The organism is Albidovulum aestuarii (assembly GCF_029961185.1).
Lineage (GTDB): Bacteria > Pseudomonadota > Alphaproteobacteria > Rhodobacterales > Rhodobacteraceae > Albidovulum > Albidovulum aestuarii.
The window spans coordinates 626,458-641,643 of record NZ_JASBQQ010000001.1 but is presented as its reverse complement, the minus strand read 5'-3'; the positions used below and the strand labels follow the sequence as shown (position 1 = coordinate 641,643).

Annotated in this window: 15 protein-coding genes; 2 read left to right on the top strand and 13 right to left on the bottom strand. The window is 62.5% G+C overall.

The features are described 5' to 3' along the window. The first annotated feature begins 45 nt into the window (after positions 1 to 45). Positions 46 to 627 carry a heme NO-binding domain-containing protein gene (locus QKW60_RS03325; RefSeq protein WP_282366400.1) on the top strand — a complete coding sequence of 194 codons (582 nt, stop codon included), beginning with the start codon at positions 46 to 48 and terminating at the stop codon, positions 625 to 627. After that, positions 624 to 1,691, top strand: coding sequence for a GGDEF domain-containing protein (locus QKW60_RS03320; protein ID WP_282366398.1), 1,068 nt, complete (start codon positions 624 to 626; stop codon positions 1,689 to 1,691). The genes QKW60_RS03325 and QKW60_RS03320 overlap by 4 nt, the downstream gene beginning before the upstream one ends. A 9-nt stretch (positions 1,692 to 1,700) precedes the next feature. On the opposite strand, the gene QKW60_RS03315 is transcribed toward QKW60_RS03320, so the two are convergent. From QKW60_RS03315 to QKW60_RS03255, 13 genes are all read right to left on the bottom strand, one after another. Then, the gene (locus tag QKW60_RS03315) at positions 1,701 to 2,258 is read right to left on the bottom strand and encodes a PqiC family protein (protein ID WP_282366396.1); all 558 of its coding nucleotides are present in this window, start codon (positions 2,256 to 2,258) and stop codon (positions 1,701 to 1,703) included. A gap of 4 nt (positions 2,259 to 2,262) precedes the next feature. Further along, the gene (locus QKW60_RS03310; protein ID WP_282366394.1) at positions 2,263 to 4,347 is read right to left on the bottom strand and encodes an MlaD family protein; all 2,085 of its coding nucleotides are present in this window, start codon (positions 4,345 to 4,347) and stop codon (positions 2,263 to 2,265) included. Beyond that, positions 4,344 to 4,979, bottom strand: coding sequence for a paraquat-inducible protein A (locus QKW60_RS03305; protein WP_282366392.1), 636 nt, complete (start codon positions 4,977 to 4,979; stop codon positions 4,344 to 4,346). The genes QKW60_RS03310 and QKW60_RS03305 overlap by 4 nt, the downstream gene beginning before the upstream one ends. Continuing rightward, positions 4,946 to 5,587 carry a paraquat-inducible protein A gene (locus QKW60_RS03300; RefSeq protein WP_282366864.1) on the bottom strand — a complete coding sequence of 214 codons (642 nt, stop codon included), beginning with the start codon at positions 5,585 to 5,587 and terminating at the stop codon, positions 4,946 to 4,948. Before QKW60_RS03300 ends, QKW60_RS03305 begins: the two co-directional genes overlap by 34 nt. A 100-nt stretch (positions 5,588 to 5,687) precedes the next feature. Beyond that, entirely contained in the window at positions 5,688 to 7,151 is a 1,464-nt protein-coding gene (locus QKW60_RS03295; RefSeq protein WP_282366390.1) for a mannitol dehydrogenase family protein, read from the bottom strand. A 29-nt stretch (positions 7,152 to 7,180) separates the two neighbouring features. Continuing rightward, complete coding sequence (locus QKW60_RS03290; protein WP_282366386.1) at positions 7,181 to 7,954, bottom strand: L-iditol 2-dehydrogenase; 774 nt, start codon at positions 7,952 to 7,954, stop codon at positions 7,181 to 7,183. After that, positions 7,951 to 8,955 carry an ABC transporter ATP-binding protein gene (locus QKW60_RS03285; protein WP_282366384.1) on the bottom strand — a complete coding sequence of 335 codons (1,005 nt, stop codon included), beginning with the start codon at positions 8,953 to 8,955 and terminating at the stop codon, positions 7,951 to 7,953. The genes QKW60_RS03290 and QKW60_RS03285 overlap by 4 nt, the downstream gene beginning before the upstream one ends. Before the next feature lie 11 nt (positions 8,956 to 8,966). Continuing rightward, the gene (locus tag QKW60_RS03280) at positions 8,967 to 9,797 is read right to left on the bottom strand and encodes a carbohydrate ABC transporter permease (protein WP_282366382.1); all 831 of its coding nucleotides are present in this window, start codon (positions 9,795 to 9,797) and stop codon (positions 8,967 to 8,969) included. A gap of 8 nt (positions 9,798 to 9,805) precedes the next feature. After that, complete coding sequence (locus QKW60_RS03275) at positions 9,806 to 10,672, bottom strand: carbohydrate ABC transporter permease (RefSeq protein WP_282366379.1); 867 nt, start codon at positions 10,670 to 10,672, stop codon at positions 9,806 to 9,808. A 118-nt stretch (positions 10,673 to 10,790) separates the two neighbouring features. Next, entirely contained in the window at positions 10,791 to 12,092 is a 1,302-nt protein-coding gene (locus QKW60_RS03270) for an ABC transporter substrate-binding protein (RefSeq protein WP_282366377.1), read from the bottom strand. Between the two features lie 116 nt (positions 12,093 to 12,208). Further along, positions 12,209 to 13,240 carry a LacI family DNA-binding transcriptional regulator gene (locus tag QKW60_RS03265; RefSeq protein WP_282366375.1) on the bottom strand — a complete coding sequence of 344 codons (1,032 nt, stop codon included), beginning with the start codon at positions 13,238 to 13,240 and terminating at the stop codon, positions 12,209 to 12,211. Between the two features lie 136 nt (positions 13,241 to 13,376). Continuing rightward, the gene (locus QKW60_RS03260) at positions 13,377 to 14,600 is read right to left on the bottom strand and encodes a multidrug effflux MFS transporter (protein ID WP_282366373.1); all 1,224 of its coding nucleotides are present in this window, start codon (positions 14,598 to 14,600) and stop codon (positions 13,377 to 13,379) included. A gap of 67 nt (positions 14,601 to 14,667) precedes the next feature. Continuing rightward, positions 14,668 to 15,021 (bottom strand): DMT family protein, encoded by a 354-nt coding sequence (locus QKW60_RS03255; RefSeq protein ID WP_282366372.1) that lies wholly within the window; start codon positions 15,019 to 15,021, stop codon positions 14,668 to 14,670. Positions 15,022 to 15,186: the final 165 nt, after the last annotated feature.

Genomic DNA, 15,186 nt, shown 5'->3' with positions numbered 1-15,186 from the left:
ACTCGACTGCGCATAGCCTGACCCGGGACTAGGGAAAGGCTTAGCATGCACGGTCTGGTGAACCGGTCGATCCAGTGTTTCCTGAGGGACACGTACGGCGCGGAGCTTTGGGTAAAGGTGGCGTCCGAGGCAGCAATTCCGGCTGCCGGGTTCGAGGCGCTTCTCAGCTATGATGACGGTCTGACCGACGCGGTCATCGTCGCTGCCGCGCGGCGACTCGGCAAACCGCGCGAGGCCTTGCTGGAGGATGTCGGCATCTATCTTGCCGGGCTGGAACCCTTGCGCCGGTTGCTGCGGTTCGGCGGGGTCGACTATGTCGATTTCCTGCAATCGCTGGACGAACTGCCCGAACGGGTCCGGCTCGCGGTGCCGGAACTCGATATTCCCGATCTGGTCCTGACCCCTGCGGGCGCAGGGCGGTATACGCTGACATGCCGGGCACGCCATAGCGGTTTCGCGGCGGTTTTCGCCGGTATTCTGCGGGCGATGGCGGATGATTATGGGGCGCTCGTGTTGATCGAGGCGGGGACGGAGGAAAGCGATCCCGCCAGTGTCAGCATCGAATTGCTGGAAGCGCGCTTCGCGGCCGGGCGGCATTTCGACCTCGCGGGGCCCGCGCGGTCATGATGGACGGCAATCCGCACAGCGATACGGCGCTCTTGGCCGATACCGATCTTGGCCGCCTGATGCCGATGTATCTCTGGGTCGCGCCCAGCGGGCATATCCGGTCGGTCGGCGGCACGCTGGCGAAGCTTTGCGACGGGTTCGCCCTGACGGGCATGCGGTTTCTGGAGGTTTTCGAGATCCGCAAGCCCGCGCGGGTTCAGTCGATGGAGGAATTGCGGGCGCTTGCTGGGCAGCGGCTGCATCTGGCCTTGCGCGAACCACCGCGCACCCCGCTGCGGGGGCTGGTTGTGCCTTTGCAGGAGGGTCAGGGCGTGCTCGTCAACCTGTCTTTCGGGATCGCGGTCGCCGATGCGGTTCGCGAACATGCGCTGACCAATGCCGATTTCGCGCCGACCGACCTCACGGTAGAACTGCTTTACCTCACCGAGGTAAAGGCCGCTGTGATGGAGGAACTTGCTGCATTGAACCGCCGCCTTCAGGTCGCGCAGCGCGCGGCGGAGGCGCAGGCACTGACCGACGCGCTGACCGGCCTGGCAAACCGGCGCGCGCTGGATCAGGAACTTCAGCGTGCGATTGACGGCATGGAGCGGGGCAGCGCGGGCTTCGCTCTGATGCAGATAGACCTCGACTATTTCAAGTCGGTCAATGACACGCTTGGCCATGGGGCAGGCGATCTGGTTCTGACGTTAGTCGCCAATGCCCTGCGCGCGGCGACCCGGCGACACGATATCATCGCGCGGGTCGGCGGTGATGAGTTTGTATTAATCCTGCCGGGGCCGATCGACGAGGCGATGATCACGCGCATCGCCCGGCGGGTGATCGACGATATCGAACAGCCGGTGGTGTTCGAGGGTCAGACTTGCCGGGTGTCGGCAAGTATCGGTGTGACGTTGTCGCGGTTTTACGACCGGCCGGATGCTGACTGGATGCTGCACGATGCGGACGCGGCGCTGTATGCCTCGAAGCGCAGGGGGCGTGCGCGCTGCACGATCTATGCTCCGGGCATGGAAGAGGGGGAAACGGACGGGCCGGACTGCGGCCCGCCAGAGCCCGACTGGCCATGAGGCCGGTGGTCAGCGGCGAAGTTCGGCCGCGACCGTCTGGGCAAGCTCGGCGATGGCCCGGCCCGAAGCCGCAGCAATGGCCGCTGGGCCGGTCCCGTCGATCTGCGTCTGGATGGCGAAGCGCCGCACCCGCTCACGCAGAGCGCCATCAGGTGCGGCAATCGCATACTGGCCGGTGAATTCGAACATTCCGTCGGCTTTCGCCAGCATGCGTTCGACCCTGAGTTCGATCCGGGCCTGCGCCGGTTCCGCAAGCGGCCATGGCTCGGCCGCAACGGTGGCGCTGGTCGCATCGTCCAGGCTGCGGGCAAAGGCCATGGTCACCCCGCGCACCGGATCGTCTGCCCAGAGCGTATCTTCGATATTGCGCAGGGCGCCGGTCTCATCGGCCTGCGCGATTTCCACCGCCGCGGCATAGGCCGGCAGCGATGCCTCGCGCACCTCGATGGTCGAGACCCGGACCGGGATTTCGGCACTGGCGGCGGGCGGGTCGATCAGGAACCGTGCCTCGTTGCTTGCGCCACAGGCCGTAAGGGCCAGAAGAAGAATCACCGGAGCATACCGCATCACATCACCGTCCCATAAGAAGCGAATTCGGGTTGCGTTCGATTGCGCGGGCCAGTTGGCTGACCGAGCGCGCCGCCTGCCGTACTTCGCGCAGGGCAGAAAGCGTTTCGTCGTTGAACTGCGAGCGGTCGCCGTATGCCGCGATCAGGCCTTCGGCCTGCGCCACCAGCCGTTCGAGCCGGGCCGAAAGCTCAGGCAGGCCAGCCGCAGCCTCGGCCACCGCATCGGCGGCCTCGCGCGCGGAGGCCATGGTGGCGTTGGCGTTCTCCACCGCGCCGCCTTCGCGCAGTTCGGCAAGGCTCGCGCGGATCTCGCCGAGGGCGGCATTGATCGCTGGTGGCAGATCGCGCGCGGCTTCGGTGCCGATCACCTTGTCGGCGCTGTCGAGGACCCGTGTCGCGGCGGCGACAAGCTCCTCAGCCTCCAGCGAATTCGCTTTGGCCGCGACCGCGCGAAGATCCTCGACCAAAGCCGGGAATTCCTGCGATGCGGTGGCGAAATTCGTTGCCACCTCGTCAGCGCGTTTCAGGGCGGCGGCGAGATTGTCGAAGGCCCCCGCCTCTTTCAGTTCGGCCACGACCCCGCGCAGATCGGCGACGGCGGCACGGATATCGGCGGGCAGGGCGCGTGTCGCCTCGTCATTGACCAGAGCGCGGGTGTCTTCGAGAAGCGCCACGACCGCATCCGGCGCGGCGCGGGTGCTTTCGGCCGAGGCCACGGCCTCGATCGAGGCCATCAGGCTGATCGCCTGATCCAGAAGTTCCTCGATCGGCAGCGAGTTGATGCGTTCCAGCATCCCTTCGGCTGTCGCGGTAAAATCGGGCAGGTTGGACTCGACGCTGGGCAGGATCGGCAGCGGCGTTGCCTCGCGCTGGAAGCTTTCGGGCGGCAGGTCGGGCAGTTCCACGAGTTCCACCACAAGGGCGGCGCTGAAGAGGTTGGCGGCGGCAAGGCGGGCGCGCAGGCCACGTTCGACGGCAGCATCGAAGAAATCGAGCACCTCGTCCGGCCCGGCACCGGCGGCTAGGCCGAGCCGGTCGGGTTCGATGGCCAGATTGGCCAGAAGCCGGATTTGCGGCCCCGTATCGGTTTCCTGAATATCGGCAGAAATGGCGGACACTTCGCCAACCTTGAAGCCGCCATACTGGACCGGTGCCCCCGGCTCGAGGCCCGAGACGGATTCGCCAAATTCGGCGGCGATGGAGACCGCATCGGCGGTCGAGCGGGCAATGAGATTGCGCCGCGCCTCTGCCTCATCCGAATAGATCGTGAAGACATGGCCGGTGTTAACCGGCTCGCCGCCTTCATAGACCGAATCGAAGTTGACCCCACCGGCTACGACCGAGGCAATGGAGTCGAAATCGAGTGTCAGGCCCTGACCGCCGAGCGAGACCGAAAAGCCCGACGTGTCCCAGAACCGGGTGGCCGAGTTCAGCCGCCGGTCATGCGGGGCCTCGATAAAGGCATCGACGACGATTGCGTCGGAACTGACCGTCAGGCGCGGTTTTTCCAGGCGCCCCACTTCAACGCCGTGATAGTAGACCGGTGCCCCTTCGGAGATCAGCCTGCCGTCGGTGGTCATGAGCGTGATGCGCCGCCCCGGCCGGCCGGGCTGTTCCAGTGGTGGGCCATCGGACCCGACGAAGGCATATTGCTCCGCCCCCGGCTCCTGATCCCAGGCGCCTTCGATATAGACGCCGGAAAGGACCGTCGACAGGCCGGTGATGCCGCGCGTGGAGACCTTGGGGCTGACGATCCAGAACTGTGCCTTGTCGTCGATAAAGGGGGCCACGTCCTTGTCGACCCGGGCATGGACAACCACACGCGACAGGTCGTCGCTGAAGGTGACGTTTTCGACCGTTCCGATCACCACGTCGCGGTAGCGCAGGGTGGTTTCACCCGGGGTGACGCCAGGCGCATTGGGAAAGGAAATGGTAATCGCGACGCCGCGCTCGGAAAAGCTCTGCCACGCGAGGCCAAGCGATATGACAAGCGCCAGCACCGGCACCAGCCAGACAAAAGAGAGGTTCCGCCAGAACGACGGACGCGAAGTGGAGATATCGAGGTCGGCGGGTTTCGGATCGGTCACGTGTCGTCAGCCTCATAGGCGTCCCAGAGAAGTCTGGGATCGAAGTTCTGCGCGGAAATCATGGTGAAGGCAACCGAAAGCGCGAAACTCGCGGCGGCAATACCGGGGTGGACGGTGGCGACGAAGTCGAGCTGCACGAGGGCGGCGAGGATCGCAACGACAAAGACATCAATCATCGACCAGCGGCCGATGAATTCGACCACTTCGTAAAGGTGCTGACGACCGTGGCCACGGATGACCACGGCGGAGCGGGCCGACACTGCCAGATAGGCGATGGCAATGAACTTGCCGATCGGGATCAGCACAGACGCCACGAAAACGATCAGTGCAACGCCCCAAGAGCCGTGCTCAAAGAGCTCGATTACACCGCCGACGATGGTGTTCTGCTGTGTCTTGCCAAAGGTTGAGGTGACGAGCATCGGATAAAGGTTGGCCGGAATGTAGGCGATCATCCCGGCGAAAAGCCACGCCCAGACCCGTTGCAGGCTGCCCGTGTCACGGCTGGCCAGCCGGCTGCCGCAGCGGTGGCAGACCACCGCCTGCCGCGCATGGACGCGCCCGCAGGTCGTGCAGCCCACAAGCCCCGCCCGGCGCGCGGTCAGGACCGACTGCGTTCTTCGAGCGTTTTCCATACTGTCAGCCTGCACATGAACGAGTCCTTGAGGACGGTGACCAGAACCAGGGCCGCGAAGGCCCAGAATGCCGGGCCGGGCGTGACCTTGGCAAGCCCGGTGATTTTTACCAGCGCGACTGCAACGCCGACGATAAAGATCTCGGCCATCGCCCAGGGCCGGGTCGCCTCGGCCCAGCGGAAGGCCCGCGCGGCCTGTGGCGCCGGATGCCAGCCAAGTGCCATCGGCCCCAGCGCATAGGCGATGGCCACGAGCCGGGCGAATGGCAGGACGACGATCAGCGCGGCAACCGCGATGGATAGCGGCAGCATGCCGCTTGCGCTGAACGCGGTGATCGCGTCAAAGACCGAACTTTTTCGACTGAGGCCGCCGACTTGCAGTTCGAGGAAGGGAAAAAAGATCGCGGCGATCATCAGGACAGCCGCCGTCGCCGCCAGCATGACGATCCGGGTCATTGCGCCCTGACGGGGGGTCATCAGGACCGTGTGGCAGCGATGGCAACGCGCCTTTGATCCCGGCGGAACCGGTGCGATGTTATGAAGCGCATCGCAGGTTGGGCAGGCGATCAGCCCGTCGAGCCCGGCCGGGGCCGGACCCTTTTCGGGCATATCGGGGGATTGCTGTTTCAAGATCTGCTGCCCGTTCGTCGCCGCGTCCTCGCGCTGATGATCTTATATGCGCGAGCGGGATCGGGCGATAGGGGGCGGGTCAGGCGGTGTACTTCGCAAGCGCGGCGCTGGCACCCTCGCTCCAGATCAGGCGGAGCCAGCCGTCGAAGGCATCGGCAAAGCCGGCCTCGTCTGTCAGATCACCGTAGAACTGGCTCTGTTCAAGCCATGCCCGCGGACACGTCCGGGCAGCGTTCGCGGCTGCAAGAAGATCCGCCCAGTGGGGGTCATTTGCCTCGATCCGGCTGCCGTCCTCGCGGACACCCGCGCACATCCGGGCCCAGAGCGCCTCGACAAGGACGAGCCCCTTGACCGGTCCCCCGGCGGCCAGCGCATCGCGCAGGATCGGCAGCACGAAACCGGTGTGCCGGGACGATCCGTCGAACGCGACCCGACGGGTCGTGTCATGGATCGCCGGATTGGCAAAGCGGCTTTTGATCAGGTCAAGATAGACCGCAGGTGTCATTCCCGGCACGGGCGAGACATAGGGCAGGATCTCTTCCCGCTCCACCTTGTCGAAAAAGGTGCTGATAAGGGGGTCCGCCATACAGCCGCTGATCGTCGGGACCGAAAGAAGTTCGCCCACATTGGCAAGAACCTGATGACCGGCATTGAGGATGCGGATTTTCATGGCCTCGTAGTCATGCACACGGTCGGTGAACGTCGCACCGACACTGTCCCAATCGGGGCGTCCAGCGCAGAAACGGTCTTCGATCACCCATTGCCGGAAGGGTTCGTGGGTCACAGGCGCCGCGTCATCAATGCCGAGCGACCGGGCCAGAGCGACCTCCTGGGTGCCGGTTGCAGGGACAATGCAATCGACCATGGAGTTCGGAAACGCCCCCTCGGTCTCGATCCAGTCTGCCAGCCCCGGGTCCGTAAGGCGGGCGAGAGGGACGAGTGTGCGGCGCAGGATGTTGCCGTTGCCCTGGAGATTGTCGCAGCTCATGCAGGTAAAAGGGGGATGCCCCGCTGCCCTGCGTTTCTTCAAGGCCGCGACCATTGTTCCGAAGACGGTGCAAGGTCGGTCAGGATGATTGATGTCATGCTGAATATCGGGATGGCTGGTGTCGAACTCGCCGCTCGCCGGATCGACGTAGTACCCCCCTTCGGTCACAGTCAGGGAGACGATGCGGATTCGGGGGTCGGCCATTGCGCGGATCAGGGGTCCGTTGCCGTCTTCCACGGGCAGATAGTCGATCATTGCTCCGGTGACCTCGGCCGACCGTGTCGAGGGGGCCAGTTCGATCAACGTGGTCAGACAATCCTGTGCGAGAAGCTTGTCACGCATGGCAGCGTCATAGGGGCGGATACCGGCGCCGATGATCGCCCAGTCCAGTGCGCGTCCTTCCTGCATGAGTCGGTGCAGGTACCAGGCCTGATGTGCACGGTGAAAGTTTCCGAGGCCGATATGCACGATGCCCGGCGTCAGGCCCGCACGATCGTAATTCGGCCGCACGACGCCATCGGGCAGGGAGGCAAGCGTCGCGTTGGAGAGTTTCATCGGTCGGGGTTCCCGCATCATGCTGTTCATTAACTCATCCACTGGCCGCCATCGACGTTGTAGCATTGGGCCACGACATATTCGGCCTCGTCGCTGGCAAGGAAGATCGCCATGCCGGTGAGGTCCCCGGCGCGGCCCATGCGGCCATAGGGGACGGCCTCGCCCACCTCGCGCTTTTTCTGACCGGGGGCCTTGCCTTCGTATTTGGCAAAGAAGGCGTCGACACCGTCCCAGTGTTCGCCGTCGACCACGCCCGGCGCGATGGCGTTCACGTTGATCCCGTGGCGGATAAGGTTCAGCCCGGCTGACTGGGTCAGGCTGATGACGGCGGCCTTGGTGGCGCAATAAACGGCGACGAGGCTTTCGCCGCGCCGGCCGGCCTGGCTGGCCATGTTGATGATGCGCCCGCGGATACCGCGGTCGATCATGTGGCGGGCGACGGCCTGCATCATGAAAAGCGTGCCTGCGACATTGATCTCGAAGGTGCGGGCGTAGTCGGCACGGCTGATCTCGACAATCGGTGCGGCGGTGAAGATCGCAGCATTGTTGATCAGGATGTCGATCTGTCCAAGCTGGTCAGCGGCGGCGGCGACAGCGGCGTCAATGCTGTCCTGCCGGGTCACGTCCAGTTCGACCGCGATCGCCGCATCGCCAAGGTCCCGCGCTGTTTCCCGGGCCCGCGCGAAGTCGATATCGGCGATGGCGACGCGGGCGCCTTCGCCGATATAGGCTTCGGCAAAGGCGCGACCGATGCCGCGCGCAGCGCCGGTGATCAGCGCGGTTTTGCCGTCAAGCCGTTTCATGCGATCCGAAGGCCCTTCGCGTCGAATTTATGGATGACGTCCTCGCGCGGGGTCAGGTGAATACGGTCCCCGTGGCGGAAGCCGACCTCACCGTCGGCGCGGATGGTCATCGTCTCGGCCAGTCCGGTCTGGTGGACGTGAAAGAAGGTGTCGGAGCCGAGATGCTCCGCGACACCGACGGTGCCGGACCATGTGCCCTCGCTCTCCGACACAGCGATATGTTCGGGGCGGATGCCGATTGTATGTGCGCCGTATTTCGCGGCCACATCGCCTTCGATAAAGTTCATCCGGGGCGACCCGATGAAACCCGCGACAAAGATGTTCCGGGGTGAGTGGTACAGTTCCAGAGGCGAACCGACCTGTTCGATATTGCCAGCCCGCAGAACCACGATCTTGTCGGCCATGGTCATCGCCTCGACCTGGTCGTGGGTGACATAGATCATCGTCGTCTCAAGGCGCTTGTGCAGCTCGGATATCTCCAGCCGCATACCGACGCGCAACGCCGCGTCGAGGTTTGACAGCGGTTCGTCAAAGAGAAATGCCGCCGGTTCCCGCACGATGGCGCGGCCGATGGCGACACGCTGACGCTGACCGCCTGACAATTGGCCGGGGCGACGGTCGAGATAATCCGACAGGTTGAGAACCGAGGCCGCGCCGTTCACGCGCTTGTCGATCTCGGCCTGATCGAGTTTGGCCATCTTGAGCGGGAAGGCGATGTTCTTGCGCACCGACATGTGCGGGTAGAGCGCGTAGGACTGGAACACCATGGCCAGACCGCGCTTGGCCGGTGGTGTGCTGGTCGCGTCCTGCCCGTCGATGGCGATGTTGCCGCTCGACACGTCCTCCAGCCCCGCGATCAGCCGCAGGAGCGTGGACTTGCCGCAGCCCGACGGGCCAACGAAGACTGCAAACTCGCCATCCTCGATGGTCAGGTCCAGGGGTGGAATGACCTCCACCTCGCCGAAACGTTTGGTGACTTTCTCAAGTACGATGCGTCCCATATCAGTCGTCCTTATTTCACTGCGCCAAAAGTCAGGCCGCGTACGAGTTGCTTCTGGCTGAACCAGCCGAGGATCAGTATCGGTGCGATTGCCATGGTCGAGGCCGCGCTGAGCTTTGCGTAGAAAAGGCCCTCAGGGCTGGAATAGCTGGCGATGAAGGCCGTGAGCGGACCGGCTTTGGCGGCGGTCAGGTTGAGCGTCCAGAAGGCTTCGTTCCATGCAAGGATGACGTTCAGAAGGATGGTCGAGGCGATGCCCGGTACCGCCATCGGCGTCAGAACGTGCAGGATTTCTTCCTTCAGCGTTGCGCCATCCATCCGCGCAGCTTCAAGGATCTCACCGGGGATTTCCTTGAAATAGGTGTAAAGCATCCAGACAATGATCGGCAGGTTGATGAGCATCAGGACGATGACAAGGCCGATGCGGGTGTCGAGAAGCCCGAGTTTGATGAACATCAGGTAGATCGGGTAGAGCACACCCACGGCCGGAAGCATCTTGGTGGAGAGCATCCACATCAGGATGTCCTTGGTCCGCTTCGACGGCACGAAGGCCATCGACCATGCGGCAGGCACGGCGATGATGATGCCGAGCAGCGTGGACCCTCCGGCGATGATCACCGAGTTCCACAGATAGCGCATGTAGTCCGAACGCTCCTGCACGACGGAATAATTCTCCAGCGTCCAGTCGAAGAACAGGAACTTCGGCGGATAGGCGATGGCGTCGCCCTCGGTCTTGAAGCTGGTCAGGATCGTCCAGAGGATCGGGAAGAAGATGATCAGGCCGACACCCCAGGCGAGGGCGGTGTTGATCGTCTTGCGGCGGCTGGTGACTGCACGGGCCATGATTTACCTCACGCGTCCAGGTTCTTGCCGACGATGCGCATCAGGAAGAAGGCAACGATGTTGGCAAGGACGATTGCGTAGACACCACCGGCGGAACCGAGACCCACATTCTGGCTTTCCAGCACGCGCTGGAAGATCAGGTAGGTGAGCGTCTTGGTGCCGAATGCACCGGCGGTGGTGACGAAGATCTCGGCAAAGATCGACAGCAGGAAGATCGTCTCGATCAGGAGGACGACGGTAATCGCGCGGCTCAGATGCGGGATGGTGATGAACCAGAACCGCTTCAGGGGCGGCGCGCCGTCCATCTCGGCGGCTTCGAGCTGTTCGCTGTCGAGCGACTGGATCGCGGTCAGGAGGATCAGCGTGGCGAAAGGCAGCCACTGCCAGCTGACGATCAGGATGATGCTGAAGAAGGGTTTGTCGATCATCCATTCGACCGGCGTCGCCCCGAAGAACTTGAAAACATGAGAAAAGAGGCCGTTGACCGAGTCGAGGAACATGTTCTTCCAAACAAGGCCCGAGACGGTCGGCATGACGAAGAAGGGCGCGATGACAAGGATGCGCACGATCCCCTGACCCCACATCGGCTGGTCAAGCAGAAGCGCGAGAAGCACGCCGAAGACAACCGTGATCAGCAATGCACCGACGACGATGGTCATGGTCGCCACAACTGCAGGCCAAAAGGCCGACGAGGTGACAAAGCGGATGTAGTTGTCGATACCGGCAAATCCCAGATCACCGCCGCGGAGCGGCAGATAGGTGCGGAACGAGAACCACAGGGTCATGATCAGGGGGACGAGCATCCAGCCAAGAAGCAGGATGACGGCGGGGGCCATCATGATCCGGGCAGCGGAACGTGAAGCTTTCGTGGCCATCGGGCAAACCTCCCTTGATTGTGCACGAAGCACAGTGCTTGCGGTGACTTTGGCCTGGCAAGGATTTATGGGGTGCCAGAGGGCGGATTGCCGCCCTCTGGATCAGACGTGCCGGGGCTCAGTAGCCGGCGGCTTCCATTGCGTCCGTGGCAATCGCCTGGGCTTTTTCCAGGGCTTCCTCGACGGTCTGCTGACCGGCATAGGCGGCCGAGAATTCCTGGCTCACATCGGTCGCGATACCCGCGAATTCCGGAATGGCGGCGAACTGGATGCCGACATAGGGGACCGGGTCGACCGTCGGGTTGTTCGGATCAGCCGAGAGGATCGACTCGAGCGTCATCTTGGCGAAGGGAACGGCCAGGTAGTCCGGGTTCTCATAGAGCGAGGTCCGGGCGCCCGGGGGCACGTTGGCCCAGCCTTCCTTGGCGGCGACGAGTTCGATGTACGATTTTGACGTCGCCCATTCGATGAACTCTTTCGCAGCAGCTTCTTTCTGGGTGCCGGCCGGGATGGCAAGTGCCCAGGCCCAGAGCCAGTTCGACCGCTTGCCGAGGCCGTTATCCGGCGCCAGCGCAAAGCCGACGCTGTCGGCCACCGTGGAGTCGTTCGGATTGGTCACGAAAGAGGCCGCGACGGTGGCGTCGATCCACATGCCGCACTTGCCCTGCTGGAAGAGCGACAGGTTTTCGTTGAAGCCGTTGGTGGCGTAACCGGCCGGGCCGGATTCATCCATCATGCCCTTGTAAAAGTTGAGCGTGTTGGCCCATGCCTCGCTGTCGAAAGTAGGCTTCCAGCTTTCGTCGAACCAGCGCGCGCCGAACGAGTTGGACATCGCGGTGATGAAGGCGCCGCCTTCACCCCAACCGGCCTTGCCGCGCAGGCAGATGCCGTTGATGTCGTTGTCGCGGTCGGTCATCGCTGCAGCCGCTTCGCGGATGAACTCCCAGGTCGGAGCCTCGGGCATGGATAGACCGGCCTTTTCCATCAGGTCGGTCCGATACATGACCATCGAGCTTTCGCCATAGAAGGGCGCGGCATAAAGCGTGCCTTCGTAGGAAAGTCCGCCGGACATCGCCGGCAGGATATCGGCCACATCGTAGTCGGCCGACAGATCGTCAAGCGGCACGAGCCAGCCGTTCTTACCCCAGATCGGCGTTTCGTACATGCCGATCGTCATGATGTCGAACTGACCGCCGTTGGTCGAGATATCAGTCGTGACGCGCTGGCGCAGGACGTTTTCTTCCAGCGTGACCCATTCGACGGTGTGACCGGTCTTGGCGGTAAAATCCTCGGTCAGACCCTGCATGCGGATCATGTCACCGTTGTTCACGGTCGCGATCGTGATGCTTTCGGCTTGTGCCGCGCCGCCCGCTGCGAGCGTAAGCGCCATTGCCGCACAAAGTGCGTTCCTCAGGTACATCCGACTCCTCCCTGTAATTGGATGTGACCTGTTAACGATAACGAGAATCCTGTCGCTCCGTCAAATTAAAAATTTACGCGCGTAAAGAAAAATGGAAGCGAGGGGAAACCAATCGCTTACGCGGAACTGCGCATCATGAGCTTGCCGTCGAACAGGGTGGTTTCGCGACTTTGCGCCCGCTCGCCCGATTCGATAAAGGACAGAAGTGTTTCGACGCTTTTTTCGGCAATCAGCACATAGTCATGCGAGATGGTGGTGAGCGGTGGGCAGGTAAAACGTGAGTAGGGGTGGTTATCGTGACCGGCGACCCGCAGCGCGCAGTCTTCGCCGCGACCGACGCGCTGTCCCGTCTCAAAGGCGGCGGTCAAAAAGCCGATGGCGAGGCGGTCGTTGCTGCACAGTACGGTGTTCGTGGTTAGCAGGCGTTGCGAGATCACCCGCTTGCCTTCGACATAGCCGATCTCCTCGAAGTTCCAGCCCTCTCCGTCAACCTGGATCAGCTGGGTAGGAAAGCCGAGCTTTTCCATGACTTCGCAATAGGCTTTGCGGCGGCGATAGGCGTTGGGATTGGGCGGGGTGCGCATCTCGAAGAAGACCGGCGGTTCCCCGGTCCGGCACAGGTATTCGCAGATCTGCTCCGTCGCTTGTACGTTGTTGTGCCCTATAAAAGCCTCGCCCAAATCACTGATATTACAGTCGAATAGAACCGTTGGCACATCGTCACAGAAAGCCTTCACCGCAGCCGGATCCGAAGCGCGCCCGAGAGGCGCAAGCAGGACACCTGCCGGTTTGATGGATCGCAGCAAGTCGAGGTTGTCCAACTCCTGCTTGGGATCGCCATGTGAACTGAGCAGGATCGTGCGGAAGCCAGAGGCGATAATAAGGTTTTCGATATTGCGGGCGATCTCGGCAAAGAACGGATCGGCGAGATAGGGCACGACAATGCCGATGTTCTTGGTCAGGCGCCGGTTCTGGTTGATCGCATAGATGTTGGGGCGATAGTCGTACTGCTCCAGCGCCGCCTCGATGCGTTGCCGGGTGGATTCCCGCACGCTTTGCGGATCGTTGAAGTATTTCGAAACCGTCGGCCGCGAGATCCCGCTGGCGCTTGCGAATTCTTCCATGTTCCGGATCTTCGGATCGTTCATTCTGTTGTGCCTTGCAAGCGTCTGCGATCAGTTCGAGGCGTTCCTATCGGACGGTCGGAGCGTCCTTCATGAATGGCATATAATGTTTTCGCGCGCAAATTTCTGCTCTGGGCCGCAGAGCGAAGTCATTGGAGCACTAGAGTCCAAGCCGTCCTGCGCGGCGAATGACCAAGACGATGGCGATGACGGCAAAGACCGAAGAGATCAACATCAGGAGTGTGAGTGGCAGGGCTCCGCCGCCGAATCCAAGGGCCCAGCCAGCAAGCGCCGACAGGCCTGCACCGCCACCGATCATTATGGCGCCACCAAGACCCGAGGCGGTACCCGCCAGTTCCGGCCGCACCGAGAGCATCCCGGCATTGGCGTTGGGCAGTGCCATTCCGTTGCCAAGACCGACGGCGATGATCAGACCGAAGAACAGGTTCGGTCCGGTCAGTCCGGCGAAATCGAGCAGCGCCAGCAGCCCCATGCAGAATGCGGTGATCACCGTGCCGGTCAGGATCATCCGGTTTAGGCCGATTGCGACCGAATACCGCCCGGACACAAAGTTTCCGAAGGCGTATCCCAAGGCCGGTGCGGCGAAGTAGATGCCCAACATGCCGGATGACATATGGTAGATCTCAGACCCGACGTAAGGCGCGCCGCCGAGATAGGCAAAGAAAGCGCCGGATGAAAACGCGGCGGCCAGGCAATAACCCCAGAACCGCGGCGAGGTCAGCAGTTCGGGATAGTGCCGGACCTGATCGGCAAAACGTGCGGTGCGGCCTATGGCAGTTTCGCCGTGATCGGCCCAGATCAGCCACAGGACCATTCCGCCCAATACGACGAGCAGGGCGAAATTCGCCTGCCAGCCAAAGACCTCATCCAATACGCCTCCGATGGCCGGGCCGATCATCGGAACGACCGACATGCCCATTGTCACATACCCGATCATCGAGGCGGCCTGTTCGCCGGGCACCATGTCGCGGATGACTGCTCGGCTGAGAACCATGCCCGCCGCGATCACCGCCTGAAGCATGCGAAAGACCAGAAAGACCCCAACCGTCGGCGCGATCAAAGTGCCGAGGGTGGCGACAAGGAACAGGACGACCGACCACAGAAGAACCGGGCGCCGCCCAAACCGGTCAGAAATTGGCCCGATCACGATCTGAAGAAGCGCGCTGAAGCCGAGGTAGAGCGATACCGAGAGCTGCATCACCCGATATTCTGTGCCGAACCATTCGGTCATCCGGGGCAGGGAGGGCAGGAAGATGTTCATCGCCAGCGTCGAAAGCCCCGTGACCATGACCAGCGTCACGATATGGGGCGGCGTCGACCGGTTCAGAAAACGGACTGCCGGGGGCTGATACTGCTGGCTCATCCTCATCGCCTATGGGCGAAGTTGCGGCTTGTCCAGCGGCGCATATGCACAGGGCTCTGTGCGGTCCCTATCCCCATTTGTGGAAAATGAAGAACGCCCCGAGTGCGATCAGGCCGAATCCGACCGCATGGTTCCAGCCGAGGCTTTCCCGCAGATAGGTCACCGAGAAGATCGCGAAGACAACGAGAGTGATGACTTCCTGGATGGACTTAAGCTCAGCCGCGCTGAAATAACCGTGGCCGATCCTGTTCGCGGGTACCTGCAGCAGATATTCGAACAGCGCAATGCCCCAACTCGCGAGGACCACGACTACGAGTGGGGCGGCTTTGAACTTGAGATGGCCGTACCATGCGAAAGTCATGAAGACATTCGACGCGATGAGAAGGCCGATCGTGACAACGGGAACAGGCAGCCATGTCATGGGGGTGCTCGCGAAGGAAGGTTTGTTGCTGATACTCCAGCGTGCGAAATCCGAAAAGGGGTTCGCAAGCTGTGTGGAGCGGACGTTCCGGCGCGTTCAGACCGGCGTCGCTGTGCGTTTCCTCAGATGAACTTCGCAAATATTCAATTTGCACAGATGTATCGG